At 66.3% G+C, this 19,663-nt stretch carries 22 protein-coding genes, 1 tRNA gene and 1 other RNA gene; 16 read left to right on the forward strand and 8 right to left on the reverse strand.

The features are described 5' to 3' along the window. Positions 1–25: 25 nt before the first annotated feature. The 3 genes from E3O25_RS13155 to E3O25_RS13165 form a co-directional block, all read right to left on the reverse strand. Positions 26–700: a DedA family protein gene (locus tag E3O25_RS13155; protein WP_134361341.1), complete on the reverse strand. Its 675-nt coding sequence runs from the start codon at positions 698–700 to the stop codon at positions 26–28. Between the two features lies 1 nt (position 701). Then, positions 702–783 (reverse strand) — tRNA-Leu (locus E3O25_RS13160). A 10-nt stretch (positions 784–793) separates the two neighbouring features. Then, positions 794–1,729: a LysR family transcriptional regulator gene (locus tag E3O25_RS13165; protein ID WP_241983901.1), complete on the reverse strand. Its 936-nt coding sequence runs from the start codon at positions 1,727–1,729 to the stop codon at positions 794–796. A gap of 160 nt (positions 1,730–1,889) precedes the next feature. On the opposite strand from E3O25_RS13165, the gene E3O25_RS13170 reads away from it, so the two are divergent. From E3O25_RS13170 to E3O25_RS13215, 11 genes are all read left to right on the forward strand, one after another. Then, a complete protein-coding gene (locus tag E3O25_RS13170) occupies positions 1,890–3,296 on the forward strand; it encodes an MFS transporter (RefSeq protein WP_092108463.1) in 1,407 nt (468 codons plus the stop codon). 98 nt (positions 3,297–3,394) lie between these two features. Next, entirely contained in the window at positions 3,395–4,210 is an 816-nt protein-coding gene (locus E3O25_RS13175) for a 3-hydroxybutyrate dehydrogenase (protein ID WP_092108465.1), read from the forward strand. A gap of 148 nt (positions 4,211–4,358) precedes the next feature. Continuing rightward, positions 4,359–5,591: a CpaF family protein gene (locus tag E3O25_RS13180; RefSeq protein WP_092108467.1), complete on the forward strand. Its 1,233-nt coding sequence runs from the start codon at positions 4,359–4,361 to the stop codon at positions 5,589–5,591. After that, entirely contained in the window at positions 5,588–6,445 is an 858-nt protein-coding gene (locus E3O25_RS13185; protein ID WP_092108469.1) for a type II secretion system F family protein, read from the forward strand. Before E3O25_RS13180 ends, E3O25_RS13185 begins: the two co-directional genes overlap by 4 nt. Before the next feature lie 13 nt (positions 6,446–6,458). Beyond that, entirely contained in the window at positions 6,459–7,406 is a 948-nt protein-coding gene (locus E3O25_RS13190; RefSeq protein WP_092108471.1) for a type II secretion system F family protein, read from the forward strand. 40 nt (positions 7,407–7,446) lie between these two features. Beyond that, positions 7,447–7,623, forward strand: a complete 177-nt coding sequence (locus E3O25_RS17015) for a hypothetical protein (RefSeq protein WP_166787722.1) — start codon at positions 7,447–7,449, stop codon at positions 7,621–7,623. 8 nt (positions 7,624–7,631) lie between these two features. Further along, positions 7,632–8,063 carry a TadE family protein gene (locus tag E3O25_RS13195; RefSeq protein WP_241988593.1) on the forward strand — a complete coding sequence of 144 codons (432 nt, stop codon included), beginning with the start codon at positions 7,632–7,634 and terminating at the stop codon, positions 8,061–8,063. Further along, entirely contained in the window at positions 8,038–8,496 is a 459-nt protein-coding gene (locus E3O25_RS13200) for a hypothetical protein (RefSeq protein WP_092108475.1), read from the forward strand. The genes E3O25_RS13195 and E3O25_RS13200 overlap by 26 nt, the downstream gene beginning before the upstream one ends. Beyond that, positions 8,493–8,939 (forward strand): pilus assembly protein TadG-related protein, encoded by a 447-nt coding sequence (locus E3O25_RS13205; RefSeq protein WP_092108477.1) that lies wholly within the window; start codon positions 8,493–8,495, stop codon positions 8,937–8,939. The genes E3O25_RS13200 and E3O25_RS13205 overlap by 4 nt, the downstream gene beginning before the upstream one ends. A gap of 264 nt (positions 8,940–9,203) precedes the next feature. After that, entirely contained in the window at positions 9,204–9,476 is a 273-nt protein-coding gene (locus tag E3O25_RS13210; protein ID WP_092108479.1) for a hypothetical protein, read from the forward strand. 77 nt (positions 9,477–9,553) lie between these two features. Continuing rightward, positions 9,554–10,438, forward strand: a complete 885-nt coding sequence (locus E3O25_RS13215; protein WP_092108481.1) for a DMT family transporter — start codon at positions 9,554–9,556, stop codon at positions 10,436–10,438. A gap of 32 nt (positions 10,439–10,470) precedes the next feature. Here E3O25_RS13215 and E3O25_RS13220 read toward each other — a convergent pair whose 3' ends face one another. From E3O25_RS13220 to E3O25_RS13230, 3 genes are all read right to left on the reverse strand, one after another. Continuing rightward, complete coding sequence (locus E3O25_RS13220; RefSeq protein ID WP_241983903.1) at positions 10,471–11,133, reverse strand: pentapeptide repeat-containing protein; 663 nt, start codon at positions 11,131–11,133, stop codon at positions 10,471–10,473. 2 nt (positions 11,134–11,135) lie between these two features. Further along, complete coding sequence (locus E3O25_RS13225; protein WP_092108483.1) at positions 11,136–11,573, reverse strand: nitroreductase family deazaflavin-dependent oxidoreductase; 438 nt, start codon at positions 11,571–11,573, stop codon at positions 11,136–11,138. A gap of 323 nt (positions 11,574–11,896) precedes the next feature. Then, on the reverse strand, positions 11,897–13,264 hold the full coding sequence (locus E3O25_RS13230; protein ID WP_134361342.1) for an MFS transporter: 1,368 nt from the start codon (positions 13,262–13,264) through the stop codon (positions 11,897–11,899). Between the two features lie 40 nt (positions 13,265–13,304). Here E3O25_RS13230 and prfB point away from each other — a divergent pair, with 40 nt between their 5' ends. From prfB to ssrA, 5 genes are all read left to right on the forward strand, one after another. After that, positions 13,305–14,417, forward strand: coding sequence for a peptide chain release factor 2 (gene prfB / locus E3O25_RS13235; RefSeq protein ID WP_092108485.1), 1,113 nt, complete (start codon positions 13,305–13,307; stop codon positions 14,415–14,417). Between the two features lie 77 nt (positions 14,418–14,494). Further along, on the forward strand, positions 14,495–15,664 hold the full coding sequence (gene ftsE, locus E3O25_RS13240; RefSeq protein WP_092108487.1) for a cell division ATP-binding protein FtsE: 1,170 nt from the start codon (positions 14,495–14,497) through the stop codon (positions 15,662–15,664). Continuing rightward, complete coding sequence (ftsX, locus tag E3O25_RS13245; protein ID WP_092108489.1) at positions 15,661–16,575, forward strand: permease-like cell division protein FtsX; 915 nt, start codon at positions 15,661–15,663, stop codon at positions 16,573–16,575. Before ftsE ends, ftsX begins: the two co-directional genes overlap by 4 nt. A gap of 86 nt (positions 16,576–16,661) precedes the next feature. Beyond that, positions 16,662–17,138: an SsrA-binding protein SmpB gene (gene smpB / locus E3O25_RS13250; RefSeq protein WP_092108491.1), complete on the forward strand. Its 477-nt coding sequence runs from the start codon at positions 16,662–16,664 to the stop codon at positions 17,136–17,138. Between the two features lie 141 nt (positions 17,139–17,279). Beyond that, positions 17,280–17,654, forward strand: a transfer-messenger RNA (tmRNA) gene (gene ssrA / locus E3O25_RS13255). Positions 17,655–17,744: 90 nt separating this feature from the next. On the opposite strand, the gene E3O25_RS13260 is transcribed toward ssrA, so the two are convergent. Further along, complete coding sequence (locus E3O25_RS13260) at positions 17,745–18,476, reverse strand: PIG-L deacetylase family protein (RefSeq protein WP_134361343.1); 732 nt, start codon at positions 18,474–18,476, stop codon at positions 17,745–17,747. Beyond that, positions 18,473–19,651 (reverse strand): XdhC family protein, encoded by a 1,179-nt coding sequence (locus E3O25_RS13265; RefSeq protein ID WP_092108495.1) that lies wholly within the window; start codon positions 19,649–19,651, stop codon positions 18,473–18,475. The genes E3O25_RS13260 and E3O25_RS13265 overlap by 4 nt, the downstream gene beginning before the upstream one ends. Positions 19,652–19,663 lie beyond the last annotated feature (12 nt).

A 19,663-nucleotide genomic window follows, 5' to 3' on the forward strand; every position in this document is an offset into this window, starting at 1 on the left:
TCGTCACACCCCCGAATCGGGGTGGTCAGGGAACGAAGAGGGGTGCGTCGTCGCAGGCGGCGGCATCCGCTCTGCGCTGCGCGCGGTCGAGGCGCCAGGTGCGAAACCCCACCACGATCGAGGCCGTGATGAGTACCCCCGCGATGATGTAGGCCGCACTCTTGACGCCGGGAATCGTCGCCGCGTAGTAGCCGGTGAGGGTGAGCCCGACCCCCCAGGACAGTGCGCCGAGCAGGTTGCTGGAGAGGAACTTGTAATAGTTCATGCGGCCGACGCCGGCGACGACGGGAACGAACACCCGGGCCCACGGTATGAACCGGGCGACGACTACCGACCACCAGCCGAATTTGCGATAGAACGACTCGGTCTTGAGGACCGCGGCCTGGGTGCGTCGGCCGCCGTGCCGCTCCAGGTAGCCGCGACCGTAGTGGCGGCCGAGCAGAAAACCCACCTGGTCGCCGAGGAACGCCGCAATGCCGGTGCCGATCACCAGGATCACAATGTTGATATTGCCGGTGGAGGCGGCGACGAGCCCGGAACCGAACAAGAGCGAGTCCCCGGTGATGAACGGTATGAACACGCCCAGAAAGAGTGCCGTACCGGCGAACACCAGACCCCAAATGAGCAGGTAGAACAAAACGGCTCCCGTGTGCGAGAGAACGTCGTTCAACGTGCTGTCTAGTGCTGAAATCTGGACCATGTGCGGGAGAGGGGACTTGAACCCCCACGCTCGAAAGCACAGGAACCTAAATCCTGCGTGTCTGCCAATTCCACCACTCCCGCCGGTGTGGTCCTAGTCTACGTGGCTGGGTCTGCCGTCGCCGAGCAGCGCTGCCGAGAACGATTCCATCTGGGCGCGAATCATTCCCACGAGCGCTGCCACCGCCGGCAGTCGCAACGACTCGCTGCGCACGACCATCCAGTACGGCAGCCGTTCCTGAAACTCCTTGGGCAGCAGACGCACCAGATCCGCATGCTGATCGGCCATGAAACAGGGCAGAAAACCGATTCCGGCACCCGCCCGGGTGCCTTCCACGTGCACGAACACGTTGGTGGAACTGAGCGACTCACGCATCGCTGGCACCAATCGCCGCGGCGCGTCGAGATCGTCGACCTGCAGCATGGAATCCACGAAATAGACCAGCGGATGCTCGGTCAGCTCGGCAATCGTGGTCGGGGTGCCGTGCCCCTGCAAGTACCGGCGGGAGGCGTACATGCCGAGGTTGTAGTAACCGAGCAGAATCGACTCCGCCCGGTGCACCTGAGGTTCGCCGACGACGATTTCGATGTCGAGTCCCGAACGGTGCTGCAGGGCGCGCCGGGTGACCGTGACGATTTCGACCCGCAACAGCGGATGCCGTCGCTGCAGAGCGGCAACGGCCGGAGCAGCGATGTAGGCGCTGAAGCCGTCCGTAGCCGACATACGCACGACGCCGGAAAGCTGCTGGGCGTCGTCCTCGGAACCGCGCAGCAGAGTCACAGCAGCTTCCACCCCCTCTGCCGCGGTGCGGGCGCGCAGCCCCAGCTCGGTCAGCTCCCAGCCGCCCAGGGCGCGGGCCAGCAGACGACCGTCGAGAGCCTTTTCCAGGGCGGCGATGCGCCGGGACACGGTGGTGTGGTTGAGCCCCAGGCTCTCCGCCGCGGTCGTGAATCGCCCGGTGCGCGCGACGGCCAGAAAAATGAGCAGGTCATCGGGAGTGGGGGCGGTGCCAGCCGGCGGAAAGGTCATATCTGCAATTATGCACATGGGCTCTGTCGTTTTGGCTCTTGTTGCCCGCCCGTCCTGCGGGAATACTCAGTCAAGTCGTGCTTCTGTTAGAACGACCAATTTCTTCCCGCACACCTCTCAGGCCAAGTACGTGTCATCGACGACACAAAGGAGACAGACAATGAGTGTCAATCAACGCGTGGGGACTGCCGGTTCCGGTAAGGCCGCTCGCAGCGCCGGTAGTGAAACCGAAAAATCCGGCCTCAAGAAAATCGTCGCCGCCTCCATGGTCGGAACGGTCGTGGAGTGGTACGAGTTCTTCCTGTACGCCACTGCCGCGAGCCTGGTTTTCGGCACCGTCTTCTTTCCGAACGCCGGCAGCGAACTCGACGGAATTATCGCGGCCTTCCTCACCTACGCGGTGGGCTTCATCGCCCGCCCGCTCGGTGGCATCGTGTTCGGCCAGATCGGTGACAAACTCGGCCGCAAGCACACCCTGCAGGTGACGATCATCATGGTCGGTGCCGCTACCTTCCTCATGGGCTGCCTGCCCGGTTTCGACACCATCGGTTACTGGGCACCCGCCCTGCTCGTTGCCCTCCGTTTCATTCAGGGCTTCGCCGTCGGTGGCGAATGGGGCGGCGCCGTTCTGCTTGTCGCCGAGCACAGCCCGAACGCCTCCCGCGGTTTCTGGTCGAGCTGGCCCCAGGCCGCCGTTCCGGTGGGAAATCTGCTCGCCACCCTCGTACTGCTGACCATGACCTGGATCCTTCCGCCCGAACAGTTCCTCAGCTGGGGCTGGCGGGTAGCGTTCTGGCTCTCCGCAATCATCGTCGTGATCGGCTACTACATCCGCACGCACGTCAGCGAAGCACCGATCTTCCTCGAGGCCCGTGCCCAGGTTGAGGCCGAGAAGGCCGTCAACTACGGCGTGCTCGAGGTCGTGAAGAAGTACCCCAAGGGCATCCTCGGAGCCATGGGACTGCGCTTCGCCGAAAATATCCTGTACTACATCATCGTAAGCTTCACGATCGTCTACCTGAAGACAGTGCACGAGTACGACACCGGCCAGCTCTTGGTCGCCCTGCTCATTGCCCACGTCGTGCACTTCATCGTGATTCCGCAGGTCGGCCGGCTGTCCGACCGCCTCGGTCGCAAGCCCGTCTACCTCGCCGGAGCTGTGCTGGGTGCCAGCTGGGCATTCTTCGCCTTCCCGATGTTCGACACCCTGAACCCGGTGCTGATCATTCTCGCCGTGACGGTCGGCCTCTGCTTCCACGCCCTGATGTACGCCGGTCAGCCCGCGATCATGGCCGAGATGTTCCCGACCCGCATGCGCTACTCGGGTGTATCCCTCGGCTACCAGGTCACGTCGATTCTGGCCGGATCGATGGCACCGATCATCGCCGCCGCACTGCTGCAGGAGTACAACACCTGGGTTCCGGTCGCGATCTACATCATGATCGCCTGCGCCATCACCGTGGTTGCCGTGGTCACCCTCAAGGAGACCAAGGGAGTGTCACTGCGCGAGGTCGACGCCGTGGACGCCCGCAAGCACGGGCTCGAGCCCGTCGGCACGGGCAACTGACCCGGCTCAAGTAACCCGGCTCGCAGGAGGCGGGGTGTCGACGGCACCCCGCCTCTCGCCGACCCTTCCCGCAGCGATCACGCGATCAAAGGAACACCATGACTGACCTCACCGACGCCATCAGCACTAGCACCGTGCCCGTCCGAACGGCCGAGCAGCCCCTCACCGGGCGTCGCGCCCTCGTTACCGGTGGTGCGAGCGGCATCGGCGCCGCCGTTGTTCGGGCGCTGGCCGCCCGCGGCGCGCACGTCGTGGTCGCCGACATCGATACCGCGGGTGCCACCGCCCTGGCCGACGAGGTGGGCGGATCAATCTGGACCGTCAACCTGATGGATACCGACGCCCTCACCGACGACACCCTCGCGACCGCGCTGCACGGCGTCGATATTCTGGTCAACAACGCGGGAATCCAGCGCATCAACCCGATTCAGGATTTCAATCCGGCCGACTTCCACAACATTCTCACCCTCATGCTCGAGGCACCGTTCCTGCTGATTCGGGCGGCGCTGCCGCAGATGTACGCGGCAAAGTTCGGGCGAATCATCAACGTGTCGTCGGTGCACGGCATTCGAGCCTCCCCGTTCAAGAGCGCCTACGTTTCGGCCAAGCACGGGTTGGAGGGCCTGTCCAAGGTGACTGCCCTCGAGGGGGGCGCGTACGGGGTCACCAGCAACTGCGTCGCTCCCGGCTATGTGCGCACGCCGCTGGTGGAGAAGCAGATCACCGACCAGGCCCTTGTGCACGGCATTCCGGAGGCCGAGGTACTCAGCAAGATCATGCTGACCGAGAGTGCGATCAAACGGCTGGTCGAACCATCCGAGGTCGGCTCCCTCGTGGCCTGGCTCGCCTCCGACGACGCCGCAATGGTCACCGGATCGAGTTACACGATGGACGGCGGATGGTCGGCCCGCTAGCACAAGCGCTGCCTTAGGTCGCAACGGATGCCCCGGCATCCGTTGCGACCTATTTTTTGCCGTCGGTATTTTTGCTGGTCAGGGGGCCAAGACACAAGCCCTGTGGAGAGATCGCACGAAGATCGGTAAATAAGGCCATCATGCGGGGATGACCGAAGCCGTTCGTATCATCACAGATCAGGTGCGCCAGCGGGTGCGCCGCGAGGGCGTCGACCTCGCGGCCAACCACGCATTGGTGGAGCAGTACGTGCGGGACGAGTTGCGCCGCTACAGTGAGCGGGCGCTCGGCGGGAGCGCCCCGATGATCGCCGACGAGCAGCAGGCCACCCGCGAGGTCGTCGCCGCGCTGACCGGATTCGGCGTACTGCAGCCGTTTCTCGACGATCCCGAGATCGAAGAGATCTGGATCAACGGCCCAGCGCGGGTGTTCGTGGCACGCGACGGGGTACCCGAACTGACCACGCTGCTGCTCGGCGAACAAGACGTTCGTGACCTGGTCGAGCGGATGCTGCAGGCATCCGGTCGCCGAGTCGACCTCTCGTCCCCCTTCGTCGACGCCTCGCTGCCGGACGGTTCCCGGCTGCACGTGGTGATCCCCGACATAACGCGCAAATACTGGGCGGTGAATATTCGCAAGTTCACCCGGCGCATCCGTGATCTGAACCAGCTCGTCGGGCTGGGCGCCCTCACCCAGCAGGCCGCCGATTTTCTGCGAATCTGTGTGCTGGGCGGCCAGAACATTCTGGTGTCCGGAGCCACCCAGACCGGCAAGACCACGATGCTCAACGCCCTGCTCTCCTCGACGCGGCCGGGCGAACGTATCGTAACGGTGGAGGAGACCTTCGAACTCGACCTCTCCGCCCGTGACGTGGTCGCGATGCAGTGCCGGCAGCCGAGCCTCGAGGGCACCGGGGAGATCACCCTGCGGCGGCTGATCAAGGAGTCACTGCGGATGCGTCCAGACCGGCTCGTGGTCGGTGAGGTGCGCGAAGCCGAAAGCCTCGACCTACTCATCGCTCTGAATAGCGGACTGCCCGGCATGTGCTCGATTCACGCCAACAGTGCCAGGGACGCGCTCGCGAAGCTCTCAACGCTGCCGTTGCTGGCCGGTCGCAACATCGACTCGTCGTTTGTGCTGCCGACGGTGGCCGGCTGTATCGACATCGTGGTGCACTGCGAGATCGATCGGCACGGCCGCCGCCGGGTCACCGAGATCATCGCACCGAGCGGCCAGCTCGCCGGCTCGACCATCGAGGCGAGCCCCCTGTTCCTGTCGCCACACGGCCACCTCGAACCGACCGGCTCCCACCCCACCAAACTCGCCAAGTTTCGTGCGGCCGGCGTCGACCCGGCATCGGTGTTGCGGCAGGGAGCCGCATGACTCTCGTGCTGGGGTGCCTACTCGGGAGTGGGCTGGTGCTGGTGCTCGCCCCGTTCCTTTGGCCGGCGAATTCTGCAACCAGGCGGGCCGGAGTGGGGGAACGGATGCGGGTGCGCCTGGCTCAGGGCGGGCTGCGGGCGGTGCCGGTGCCCGCGTTCCTGGCGCTGTCGGTGATCGTGGGGGTGGCATCCGCTGCACTGATGCACGGAATCTTCGCTGTTCTCGCGCTCAGTGCGGTCGCCGGACTGGCCGGGCTGCTGTTGCCGTGGCTGATCGTGTCGTGGCGGTCGGCAGCGCGGCGTCGGGCCAACCGCACCGTGTGGCCCGATGTCGTCGACCACCTGGTGTCGGCGCTGCGTTCCGGGCTGGCCCTGCCCGACAGCGTGAGCAGCCTCGCGCAGGCGGGGCCGGCCGCGACCCGCACGGCGTTTGCGCAATTCGAGCGCGAGTACCGGGCCACCGGCAACTTCAGCTACTGCGTCGACGAACTTAAACGTTCCCTCGCCGACCCGGTCGCCGATCGCATTCTGGAGACCCTGCGCATGGCGCGGGAGGTCGGCGGCAGCGACCTCACCGTCGTGCTGCGCAGCCTGGCCGCCTGGTTGCGCCAGGATGCCGCCGTGCGGCTCGAAGTGGAAGCCCGCCAGTCCTGGGTGGTGAACGCGGCCCGGTTGGGAGTCGCCGCGCCGTGGATCATTCTGGTGCTCCTCGCTTCGCGTCCCGAAGCGGCCATCGCCTACAACTCGCCCGCCGGTGTCGTCGTGATCGCGAGCGGCCTCGCGCTGTCGGTCATCGCGTATCGCGTGATGATCGCCCTCGGTCGCCTGCCCGAGGAACGCCGGTGGTTCTCGTGAACCGGCGCGGCCGATGAGCGCCGCGCTGGGTTCGTCGGCCCTGGGGTGGGCCGTGCTGTGCGGGAGCGCCCTCGGAGTGGGGCTGTGGTCGCTCGTGAGTCTGACGCCACGGCTGACCCGGCCGCGCCTGATGGACCGGGTGGTGCCGTACATCCTCGACATTTCCCCGGAAGCGCGCCGCGTTCAGGCTCGGCGAACGGTGAACCCGATCCCGGTGCTGGGCAGCCTGTTCGCGCCGCTGGTGCGTACGCTCACGCGGGGGCTGTCGAGTCTTCTCGGGGGCAGCGACACCATTGCGCGACGCCTGCACCAGTCGGGGTCGGCGAAGACAGCCCTGGAATTTCGCTCTGTTCAGCTCGTCTGGGCCCTGCTGGCCTTCGCTGCCGGAACGGTGATCACCCTCGTGGTGCTGCCGGACCTGCTGTTGCCCGCCCGCCTTGCCCTACCGTTCGTGGCCTCGTTTGGTGGCGCCATGCTGCGGGATTGGCTGCTCCAGCGGGCAGCGGCCGCACGACTGGCCCGCATGCGCAGTGAACTGCCGACCATTCTGGAATTCCTCACCCTGTCGTTGTCGGCGGGGGAAGGCATCCTGGATTCGATCCGCCGGGTGTCGCGCACGAGTTCGGGGGAGTTGTCGCGGGAATTCGCCGGGGTGGTCGCCGACGTGCACACCGGGGTTCCGATCGCGGCGGCGTTGCAGACGCTGTCACGGGACATCCAGCTGCCGGAGGTGACCCGGTTCGTCGACCAGGTCACCGGTGCCCTGGACCGGGGGTCGCCGCTCGCCGAGGTTTTGCGGGCGCAAGCGCAGGATTCCCGCGACCAGACCAAGCGCACGCTGCTGGAACTGGCCGGCAAAAAAGAAGTGGCGATGCTCGTGCCGCTGGTCTTCCTGATTCTTCCGATGACCGTTCTGTTCGCTGTTTTCCCCGGACTCGTTGTGCTTCAGGCCGGGTTCTGATTTCCACAGCACCATCCACCCCTCAAGAAAAGAGAATGAGATGACCCGAATGATGCTTCGCTTCAACCGCCTGCTTCGCGATGAAACGGGCGATGTACCCGGCTGGGTGCTGATCACCCTGATGACCGCTGGTTTGGTTCTGATCATCTGGGCACTCGCCGGCCCCGCCCTCAGCGGGGTGTTCCAGCAGGCCATGGACCGCGTCAGCAGTTTCTGACCTTCGGCATGTACCCGCATTGCGAGCGGATGCTGCGCCTCGCCCGGCTGCGCCTTCACCGGCAGCGCGGCGAGGCGGGGTCCGTCGTGGCCGAATTCGTCATGGTGGTGTCGCTTCTGACCTTCCTGACGCTCATGGTCATGCAACTCGCCCTCGCGCTGCACATTCGCAACACCGTGCTCGACGCCGCCGCCGAGGGGGCCCGCTATGCCACGCTCGCCGACAGCAACCTGGCAGCGGGAGCCCAACGCACACGCGACCTGATTACGACGGCCATCGGGGCGAGCTATGCCTCCGAGGTCACCGCCCAGCACGGGGTGAGCGCCGGATACCCGACGGTCGAAGTGCGGGTGAGGGCGCCGCTGCCGCTGATGGGACTGCTTGGGGCCCCACGCGGGTTGGAGGTGGTCGCTCGTGCCGCGGTCGAAACGCTCGAGTAGCGGCTCGGAATCGGGTTCGGCGTCGCTCGAGTTCATCACGGCGGGCCTGATCCTGCTGGTTCCGCTGGTCTACCTGGTACTGGCGCTATCGGCGTTGCAGGGTGGTGCGCTCGCCGTGGAGGGCGCCGCCCGACAGGCAGCCCGCGTCTATGTGCAGTCTCCGGATGCGGTCACCGCCACCGCGCGGGCCCACCGTGCGGTGGCGTTCGCGCTCGAGGACTACGGCCTCGACCCGGGTGATGCCGAGGTGCAGATCGACTGCGCCGGCGGTGCGAGTCACTGCCTGACCCGTCGGGGCCTCGTGACGGTCACCGTGCGCATCGGCATCACTCTGCCGCTGGTCCCCGACCTGCTCGCCGTGAACCAGAGCGCGAGCATTCCAATGACGGCGGCGTCGACCCAGATCGTGTCAAGGTTCGGCGGCCTCGGATGACCGGGCGCCGACCGCACACATCGAACCAGGACGGATCCACCCTGCTGCTCGTCATCTTCTACGGCTTTCTGGCGCTCTGCCTCGTGCTCGTGGCCCTGTCGGCGACGTCGCTCTATCTCGAACACAAACGGTTGCTGAGCTTCGCCGATGGGGCCGCGCTCGCCGGATCCGAGGCGTTCACCCTGGATGCGGTGCAGGTCGGCGTCGCCGGGCCACGGCCCCGGCTGCGTTCGGATGACGTGGCGGCCGCGGTCGATGAGTATCTGCGCCTCGTGCCCCACGACTCGTTCGAGGCGCTGTCGGTGACGAGCGCGGCATCCGCTGACGGGCAGAGCGCGTCGGTGACGCTGCGCTCGTGGTGGCGCCCGCCGGTACTCACGCTCGTGGTCCCCGACGGTGTGCCGCTCGAGGTGACGGTGGTCTCCCGTGCGGTGTTCCACTAGCCGGTCCCGGTCCGCGAAGTAGGTGCACGCAAAGTGGCACTGGTAATTTCAGGATGAAAGCGTACTATACACAGACACGTAGTCGACATGAAGCCTCCTACCTCGTAGGAGGCTTCACGCTTTGGTACCGACGTCGACCCTCGTGCCAGCCCCGGTCCCCGGTTGGTAGTGCTGGCGACCCTCGGTCGTCGTTCACCCGGGCTGGTCGCCGCCGGATGACGTGGCCCAGAATGGCGGCTGAGTACCACCGAGATCGGCTGCGAAATGATGAATGTACTACTGGACGATCGGGTTGTCGAACAGCTCGACTTCGACTCTCTTCTGCCCTGCGAGGGCGTGCATCACGATCGCGGATTGAGCGGTCACGATCCGGCCGAATCGGGCGGCTACATGGTGATTTCCCCCTGCTGCGGCCCCAAGGTGATCCAGTGCTGCTCGCGGGTTGACGCCATGCGGGTCTCCGGTGTGCTCTATTGCGGTGCCTGCCAACACGAGCACCTGACGAGCGAATACCAGTTCGTTCCGCTGGCGCTGTAGGCGGCCTCCGCATTTCTCGAGCGGATGCCGCGAGCGGTACTGTCGAGAGGTGCCCGGACGGCGCCGACAGGAGCAGTGTGCGTACCCAGCGGGAGAAGTTGAGCGGCGCCGGAGCGCAGCTAGCCACCGAGGTCAGCATCAACTTCGGGTCGTCACTGGCCGGACTGCTCATTCCGGTCGTCGGCTCGCCCCTCGTCGTCGCGGCCCGCCAGATCGTCATGGTCATTGTGGTGCTGCCGTTGGCCCGGCCCCGCCTGAGAAACCTGACCTGGGCCCACACCTGGCCACCGTTGGCCCTCGGTGTCGTGCTCGCCGTCATGAACCTCAGCTTTTACCAGGCCGTCAGCATGCTCGGACTCGGCGTCGCGGCGACGATCGAATTTCTCGGGCCGTTCGCTCTCGCCCTGGTGACCAGCCGCCGCATCCTGGACTTCGTCTGCGCAGCGGCCGCCGCCGGGGGCGTGTTCTTACTGACCTGGTCGGACGGCACGCTCGACCCGCTCGGCATCGTGCTCGCGCTCACCGCGGCGGCCGCCTGGTTCTGCTACATCGTGCTGACCCGCCGCGTGGCGACGGAATTCGCCGGGCTTGAGGGCATCTCGATCGCGAGCGTGGTCAGCCTCATCATCGTGGTACCGATCGCGCTGGTCACCCTCGATCTCTCGGTCTTCACCTGGGGCGTGGTCGGGCTGCTGGTACTCGTGGGTATCGTGTCCTCGGCCTTTCCGTATACGCTCGACACCTACATTCTGCGACGGATCAGCCCGCGGCTGTACGCGATCATCACGAGCTTCGGCCCGGTGATCGCGGCCGGTTTCGGCGCTCTCGTGCTCGGCGAGACCTTCACCCTGCTGCAGCAGATCGCCATCGTCGTCGTCTGCGTCGCCGCCGGAGCGGCGATCGCGACCCAGCGCGACCGCCCGACGTCTGACCTCGAGCTGACCGCGACCGCGATCCCCTAGGGCGGGCTCCCCGGCATCCGCTCGTCGGCGGGCTATTCGACGCGCAGGCCGAGGTGGGCGGCGAGCAGCGGGGCGAGCAGACTCAGCTGGGCATCGTCGATCGTGGCACCGCGCAGGCCCTCGAGGCCGTGCACCGCCGAGAAGTCGCTCGAGCGCAGGTCGACGTCTTTGAGCCTGGCCCCGCCCGCATCGAGCGTGCCGATGCGGCAGTTCTGCAGTTCAAGGCGTTGCACGGTGGCGCTGCCGAGATCGAGCTCCTCGATGATGCAGTTGCTGATGAGCACATCGGTGAGGGTCGCGTTGCGCAGGTTCACGAAGTCGAGTTTGGAGCCGTCGATGTGCACCGAGCGCAACGTCGCCTCGTACGCCTCGACCGAACCGAGCCGGGCGTGCTCGATGCGCACGTCCCGCCAGCTGGAGCGCGGCGCGCTGAACACCGGCGCGTGCAGGTCGGCCAGGAGACACTCCGAAAAGGATGCCCCGCGCAGCCTGGTCTCGTGCAGGGAGGCTGTGCTGAATTCACACTCGCCGAAGGAGATGCCGGTGAGGTCGCGGCCATCGAGGTCAACGTTTGTGTACCGCTCGGCCTCACGGGCATCGCCGGAGCGCAGGAGGGAGCCGTCGGCCTCGTCGAGGTCGGGCAGCGTGATGCGGTCGATGGAGGCGTGGCGGGTGCGGGTGCTGGGCTTCGCCACCCTTAGGCGAGGGGTTCAAGCACGAAGACGGGAATCTCGCGGTCGGTCTTGACCTGGTAGGCGGCGTAGTCGGGGAACGCGGCCACGGCGCGTTCCCACCAGACGGCCTTCTCGTCGCCGGTGACCTCGCGAGCACGCATGTCCCACTTCTGCGGGCCGTCCTGCAGCTCGACTTCGGGGTGCGCCACGACGTTCGCGTACCAGACCGGGTTCTTGGGGCTGCCACCGAGGGAGGCAACGGCGGCGTACCGGCCGTCGTGCTCGACCCGCATGAGCGGGGCCTTGCGCAGCTTGCCGCTCTTCACGCCGACCGTCGTCAACACGATGACGGGCATGCCGCGCAGGGTCGTGCCCTCCATACCGCCGGACTTCTCGATCTGGTCGACCTGGTCGCGCACCCACTGGGAGGTGCTTGGTTCGTATTCTCCGATGAGGGGCATGGTCGCTCCAACGCCCGGGCTGGCGAGAACATTCCGCGCCAACGTCGCTGGCGGGTCGTGGGCCGGCGCGTCCTGGGCTGGCGGGTTATTCTCGTGGCTAGTTCAGGAGATCCGGCCGTGCGGCCAGTCCTCAGGTGCGGGACTACGGGCCGGGCCGACAAGATGCGACAGATTTTCCTGAATTAGCCACAGGGGACGGGCCACAGGGGACGGGCCACAGGGGGAGGGGAATGAGGGGGGAGCGAGGGGGAGTGAGGGGAAGAGAAGAGGCTGAGTGAGGGAATGGGGCGGGGCGGGGGATGAGAGGGCGGGGAACGGGGAGGCTAGAGCAGGCTGCGTGGGCGGTGCGGGGCGAAGCGGGGGATGTAGCGGCCGAGCAGCACGGCGCCGAACAGTCCGAATACCCCGATGATGCCGCTCGCGATCGACAGCGAGGCGAGCGCGGTGATGCCGGCCACGGCGAGCGGAGCTGCGGCGCTGCCGAAGTCGGCGGTGAACCGCCAGGCACCAAGGAACGGCGCCGGATGCCGCTGCGGAGCGAGGTCGGCGCCGAGGGTCATGAGCAGGCCGCTGCCGATGCCGTTGGCCAGGGCGAGGAACATCGCCACGCCGATGAACCAACCCACGGTGCTCGGCAGGTCGTGCGTGAAGGCGAGCGCGACGTGGCCGAGGCCGAGTCCGATCATCGACGGCACGGCGCTCCAGATGCGGCCGAAGCGGTCCATGATCTGGCCGCTGACGTAAAACAAGAGAAAGTCGATGCCGCCGGCGATGCCGATGATCAGGGCCGTGTCGGGCGCGCTCACCCCGATGCTGACCGCCCAGAGCGGCAGCATGGCGGTGCGACTGGCCCGCATCGCGCCGACGAGCGCGGCGCCGGTGCCGAGGCGCACGAGCACGCCGCGGTGGGCGCGGATGGTCTGAAAGAGACCGGCAGCGGTGCCGGACGTGGCGGCATCCGGTAAAGCGGATGCCGCGTTCTCCGACCCAGCCTGCTCCGACCCGGAACGTTCCGACCCGGTCTGCTCCGAGCCAGCCCGCGCCGGACCGGAACGCCCAGACCCGGCCTGCTCCGAGCCAGCCCGCGCCGGACCGGCACCCGGAGTCGCCAGGCCCCGGGTGGGATCGGGCAGGATCACCAGCGTCGCGACGGCGAGAACGCAGCAGACGATGAACACCCAGAACGCCGCCTGGGTGCTGCCGGTGAGGTGGATGAGCGCGGCGGAGAGGAACGGGCCGACGAACCAGCCGGCCCGAAAAACTCCACCGAGGGTGGACAGGGCGCGGGCCCGGTAGACCAGCGGCACGTAGCTCGTCATGAAGGCGTGTCGGGCGAGGGCGAAGACGGCGGTGGCGATGCCGATCAGAAAGATGCCGAGGCCGAGTACGAGCGGGCTCGGCGCGACGATGCAGATGATGACGGCACCGATCGTGACCAGCGAGGCATAGATCATGGAGTTGCGCTCGCCGATGCGGGCGACGATCCAGCCGCTGGGAATGTCGCCGACCAGTTCGCCGAACATGATCATGGCGGCGATCACCCCGGCGACGGCGAGCGTGGCGCCGAGGTCATTGGCGACCAGGGGAATGAGCGGAATGATCGCGCCCTCGCCGACCGAGAACAGCAGGGTGGGCAGAAACGCGGTCAGGGCGATGGACCGCAGGTTGAGGGGGCGCTGCATATTGCTCATCAGAGTCGATGCTACGCCAGCCCGGTAGGCTGAACAGAACATGATTGACTTGGATTTCTCAGTACAGATCGCCGCGCTGCGGACCACGTTCGGCGACATCCGCTCGGTGATCGACATCGATCGACTGCGCGCGGACATCGACGACCTCAGCGGTGAGGCCGGCATGCCCGATTTGTGGGACGACACCGAGCACGCCCAGAAGGTGACCAGCGATCTCAGCCACCGGCAGTCGCAGCTCGCGCGCATCGAGAGCATCACCACCAGGCTCGACGACCTCGAGACCCTGGTGGAGATGGCCAACGACGGCCAGGGCGACCAGGAACTGGCCGACGAGGCAACGGTGGAACTCGCGAGCCTGCAAAAGCTGCTCGGCGAGCTCGAGGTGCAGACCCTGCTCAACGGTGAGTTCGACGAACGCAACGCCGTCATCACCATTCGCGCCGGCGCCGGGGGAGTGGACGCCGCCGACTTCGCCGAGATGCTGCTGCGCATGTACCTGCGCTATGCCGAGCAGCACGACTGGCGCACGAGCGTGCTCGACATCAGCTACGCCGAAGAGGCCGGCATCAAGAGCGCGACCTTCGAGGTCGACGCCGCCTACGCCTTCGGCACGCTCAGCGTTGAGGCCGGCACGCACCGCCTGGTGCGGATGAGCCCGTTCAACTCGGCCGGTAAACGCCAGACTTCCTTCGCCGCGGTCGAGGTAGTTCCGCTGATCGAACAGACCGAGTCGATCGAGGTGCCCGACGGGGATATCCGCGTCGATGTGTTCCGTTCGAGCGGCCCCGGCGGCCAATCGGTCAACACCACCGACTCCGCCGTGCGCATCACCCACCTGCCCACGGGCACGGTGGTGAGCTGCCAGAACGAGAAAAGCCAGATCCAGAACCGGGCGGCCGCCATGCGCGTGCTGCAGTCGCGCCTGCTCGTGCTCGAACGCGAGAAGGAAGCCGCGACCAAGAAGGAACTCGCCGGCAACATCACTGCCAGCTGGGGCGACCAGATGCGCAGCTACGTGCTCGCGCCCTACCAAATGGTCAAGGACCTGCGCACCGAGTACGAGGTGAACAACCCGAGCAACGTGTTCGACGGTGACCTGGACGGATTCATTTCGGCCGGCATCCGCTGGCGTAAGAAAGCACCGGAAGACTAAAGGGCTTGCTGAGGCTTGGTCCCTGCGGGTATGTCGCTGTAGGGAAAACGCCCGCGGATGCCTAGGCTCTAAGAGCTATGATCCGTTTTGATCACATAACCAAGAAGTATCCCGGCACCTCTCGGCCGGCACTGAACTCGATCGACGTCGAGATTTTGCGAGGCGAATTCGTCTTTCTGGTCGGCGCCTCCGGATCGGGCAAATCGAGCTGCCTGCGGCTCGTGCTCAAGGAGGAAAAACCCACCAGCGGCAGCATTCACGTGCTGGGCCAGGACCTGCGGTCGATCTCCAACCGCAAGGTGCCCTACTTTCGCCGCAACATGGGTGTGGTCTTTCAGGACTTTCGTTTGCTGCCGAACAAGACAGTGTTCGACAACGTCGCCTTCAGCCTGCAGGTCATCGGCAAGAGCCGCGGCTTCATTCAGGAAGCCGTACCCGACACCCTCAAGATGGTGGGACTGGCCGAAAAAGCCCAGCGCCTGCCACACGAGCTCTCCGGTGGTGAACAGCAGCGCGTGGCCATCGCCCGCGCCATCGTGAACAAACCGCAGATTCTGCTCGCCGACGAGCCCACCGGAAACCTCGACCCCACCACGAGCGCCGAGATCATGTCACTGCTCGCGAGCATCAACGCCGGCGGCACCACCGTGATCATGGCCACCCACGAGGCCGGCATCGTCGACAAGATGCAGCGCCGGGTGATCGAACTGGTCAATGGAGAGATCGTGCGTGACGAACGCCAGGGCGGCTACGCCACCGCGTCCATCCCCACCATTCTTCCCTCCTCCACTGCTACTGCCACTGCCGCTGCCACTGCCGCTTCCACTTCCACTGCGTCAGCGGATGCCCCTGCCGGCGCCCCGGCGCCGGCCCTGCCGGTCTACGCCCGGCCCGCGGCTGCTGCCGAGCCCGAACCGGCACTGACCCACCCCTCGGCTCCCGTTCCGGAGACCTCCGTGTCGCTGCACCAGGCCGCTGCGGCCGCGGTCGCCGCGGCGACCGGACCGGTCGCGCCGGCCCCGGGTACCCCGCTCGCTGCACCATTCGCCGCCTCGCCGCAGCCTTCGACAGCCGAGGCGGCCCCGGCCACCCCGGCCACCCCGGTGCCGCCGATGACGCGCCCGGTGCTGCCGGTCGCCGCGAACGATGACCCGGAGCAGCTCACGCTCGCCGAGAAACTCGGCCTGCGAGCGCCGGGAGAGAAACCCGATCAAACGGGCGAGCAGAACGTGGGGCCGACCCGATGAGGATCGGACTAGTGCTCTCCGAAGCCGCGAACGGCCTGCGGCGGAACGCCTCGATGGTCGTCTCCGTCGTGCTCGTGACCTTCATCTCCCTGACCTTCGTCGGCGCCGCCGTGCTCATGCAGATGCAGATCGGCCAGATGAAAAACTTCTGGTACGACAAGGCGCAGGTCGGCATCTACATGTGCTCCGATATCTCGCCGGGGGAGACCTGCACCGGCGGCGATGCCTCGCCGGAGCAGATCGCCGCCGTTGAGGCGCAGCTGAAATCGCCGACCCTCGCGTCATTCATCGACAATTACTACTTCGAGACGCACGAGCAGGCCTTCGAGAACTTCAAGAAGCAGTTCGCCGGCAACCCGGTCGCCGACTACGTCACGGCCGACCAGCTCAACCAGACCTTCTGGGTGAATCTGCAGGATCCGGCCCAGTCCGCGGTGCTGGTGGAAAGCCTGTCGGGAGTTGCCGGCGTCGAAAATGTTGCTGACCAGCGTAAATATCTTGACCAGATCTTCTCCGTGCTCAATGTGGCGAGCTACACGGCCATCGGTATTGCCGGGTTGATGCTGATCGCGGCGGCGCTGCTGATTGCCACAACCATTCGGTTGTCGGCGTTCTCGAGGCGTCGGGAGCTCGGAATCATGCGGTTGGTGGGTGCGAGCAACCGCTTCATTCAAACGCCGTTCATTCTGGAGGGCGTGTTTGCCGCCCTGCTCGGATCGCTGCTGGCGGGAGGCGCGATCGTGGCACTCGTCTACTTCTTCGTGCAGGGCTACCTCGGGGCCAGGCTCACCGGCTTCGCCCTGGTCGGCATGGACGATGCGCTCGTCGTGGTGCCCATCCTGCTCGTGGTCGGTGCGGTGCTCGCCGCGTTCTCGGCCAACTTCGCGATCACCCGCTACCTCAAGGTCTAGTCCTCGAGCGGATGCCGCTAGACTGGTGGGCTGTCTGCCTGATCGGCCGGCGGCATCCGCTTGACGAATCTGAATCGAGGTGAACCATGCCCAGGGAACGTGGCGAAAAAGTCGTGGCGACCAACCGCAAGGCCCGACATGACTACCTCATCAGTGACACCTACGAGGCCGGGATGGTCTTGAGCGGCACCGAGGTGAAGTCCCTGCGAGCCGGCCGGGCGACCCTCGTCGACGGTTACGCCTTCATCGAGGGCGGAGAAGCCTGGCTGGATGCGGTGCACATTCCGGAATATTCCGGCGGATCGTGGACCAACCACCCGCCGCGCCGCAAGCGCAAACTCCTCCTGCACAAGAAGGAGATCGTGAAGATCAGCCACAAGACCAAAGAGGGCGGCTACACGCTCATTCCGCTGCGCATCTACTTCGCCGACGGACGGGCGAAAGTGGAGATTGCCGTGGCCAAGGGCAAGAAGGAGTACGACAAGCGCCAGACGCTGCGCGAACGCACCGACAAGCGCGAATCGGACCGCGCGATGTCGGCGCAGCGCCACCTCGGCGACTAGCCAGCTCGCTCGGTCTGTTGTAAGATGGAGGGCTGCACCGAAATGTGCGGTTTGGTAACTGAACAGCGTGTGACACGAACCCATCGCCGGCCCGGTGTTTATCAACGCGGTGTTGATTTTGACGCGGGCTCCGATGTGTATGGGGATGATCGGTTTCGACATTGTTTGCGCAATTGTGAGAAGCGGGTCGAGGATGCAGGGTTATCTCGTAAACGATCTCTGCAAAACAATAAGTGCCAATTCAAAGCGCACTGACTTCGCTCTCGCTGCCTAAGCGAAAGCACTAAAGAAGTCCGCCAGACCGGGAATGCTCTCTACCCGGATCCTGACGCCATTTAGAGAGATTGCTTCTACATTGAGCCACGGGGTGTAGAGGGACTTAAACGAAGGCTGGGCCTGTCGGAGTAGATGCCAGTGGCAAATTCCGGGGCCGAGAAAGCGACTTCACTGGATACACCCGTAGAAGGCATATGACCACAGCAGTGGACCGGGGTTCAATTCCCCGCATCTCCACCATCGGTTCTGTCACACGCTGTTTTGTGGCTTTCATCAGGCCGCTCGCTGACCATTAGGTTCAGTGGGTGGCCTGAGCTGTTTTACGCGCCCTCAGCGCAGGCGCAGGCCGATCGCGGTCCGGATCGGGTCGCGCTGGCCACCGGAGTGCACGATCGAGTCGCCGTCGACGGTCAGCTGACTCGCGTGACAGCGGAGCGCCGCCACGACGGTCTCGTGCTGGGTCTCAAGGTCGAACCAGTCGGCATCCGCTGCGGGAGCGTCAAGGATTTCGGCGAAGGGGATGCCGAGGCTGCGGCTGGCAGCGATCGTGGCGACGTGCACGCGCACGTGGTCGGGATGACCGTAACCGCCGGTTTCGTCGTAGCTGATGACGAGGCTCGGTCGCACGTGCTGCAGAATCGCCACGAGATCGGCGGTGGCCTCATCGAGGGGCGCGCGGGCGAGTGCATCCGTGTCGGAATCGGCGGCAGGTCCGGCCACCCCGGGGCGGATCCACTCCATGCCGGAGTCGCGGTAACGGCGCGCGGGTAACCCGGGCGCGCGTGCCGGCGCCTCGCCGAGCCAAAACCCTTCGCTGACGCCGAGGGTGAACGCCGCGCGTTCGAGTTCACGCTCGCGTTCCTTCGCCAGGGCCGGAGTGCCGGCGAGCACCGAGAGCGGTCCGGCGACGACCTCCCCGCGCTCACCCCGGGTGGCGGTGACCAGGCTGATGCGGATGCCGCGGCTCGCGAGAGACGCGATCAGCGCGCCGGTGCTGATGGTCTCGTCGTCCGGATGCGCGTGCACGACCAGCACCGACGTGACAGCATCGAGCAGGCTCATGCCTCGATCAATTTCTGGCCGGCCGTCTGATCCGGCGGCAGGTTCGGGTCGACCAGATCGTCGTGGTGGATGGCATCGACGAGGGTGTGCAGCGGTTCGCCACTGCCGCCCCACTGCAGCGAGATGATTTCGGCGGCGATCGATACGGCGGTCTCCTCAGGCGTGCGGGAGCCGAGGTCGAGGCCGATTGGGCTGCGCAGCCGGGCGAGCTCGGTGTCGGTCACCCCGACAGCCCGCAGGCGCTCCAGACGGTCGAGGTGGGTGCGCCGGGAACCCATCGCACCGATGTACGCCACGGATGGTCCGTGCAGGGCGGCTTCGAGCAGGGGAACGTCGAATTTGGGGTCGTGGGTGAGCACGCAGATGACCGTGCGCGGGTCGATGAGCCCGCCGGCGATCTGCTCGCGCAGGTAGCGGTCGGGCCAGCTCACCACGATCTCGTCGACACCGGGAAACCGGGCCGCGGTCGCGAACACACCGCGCGCGTCGCAGACCGTTACGCGGTAGCCGAGGAAGGTTCCGAGCCGGGCCAGGGCGGTCGCGAAGTCGATCGCACCGAACACCAGCAGACGCGGGCGGGGCGCGTAGCTCGCGAAGAACACCCGCATCCCCGCGCCGCGCCGCTCGCCGTCGGGGCCGTAGGTGAGGGTGGTGTTGCGTCCGGCGGCGAGCAAACCCTGGGTGTCATCGCCGATGGCGTGGTTGGCGCGGTCCGACCCGAGGTCGCCCTCGAACCCGTGCGGCCGCACCACGAGGTGGTGGCCGAGCCAGGCGGCATCCGGATGCTCGATCACCGTGGCGACCCCCACCGGCCGGCCGGCGTCGACGTCGGCGTGCACTCCCTCGAGCAGGGCGAAGGTGGCCCGGGAGACGGGCTCGACGAAGACATCCAGGATGCCGCCGCAGGTGAGCCCGACGGCGAAGGCGTCGTCGTCGCTGATGCCGTAGCGCACGAGCACGGGTACGCCGTCTTCGGCTACCTGGGTGGCGAGTTCATAGACAGCGCCCTCGACGCAGCCGCCAGAGACCGAGCCGACCACGGTGCCGTCGGCGCGCACCAGCATCGAGGCGCCGGGCGGGCGCGGCGCGGACTGGAAGGTGCGTACCACCGTCGCCAGGCCGGCTGTGGCGCCGTTCTGCCAGCCGGTGAAGAGGGTATCCAGAACTTCACGCATGTCCGTCTCCCT

The sequence above is a fragment of the Cryobacterium sp. TMT1-3 genome (assembly GCF_004402315.1).
GTDB classification, from domain to species: domain Bacteria; phylum Actinomycetota; class Actinomycetes; order Actinomycetales; family Microbacteriaceae; genus Cryobacterium; species Cryobacterium luteum.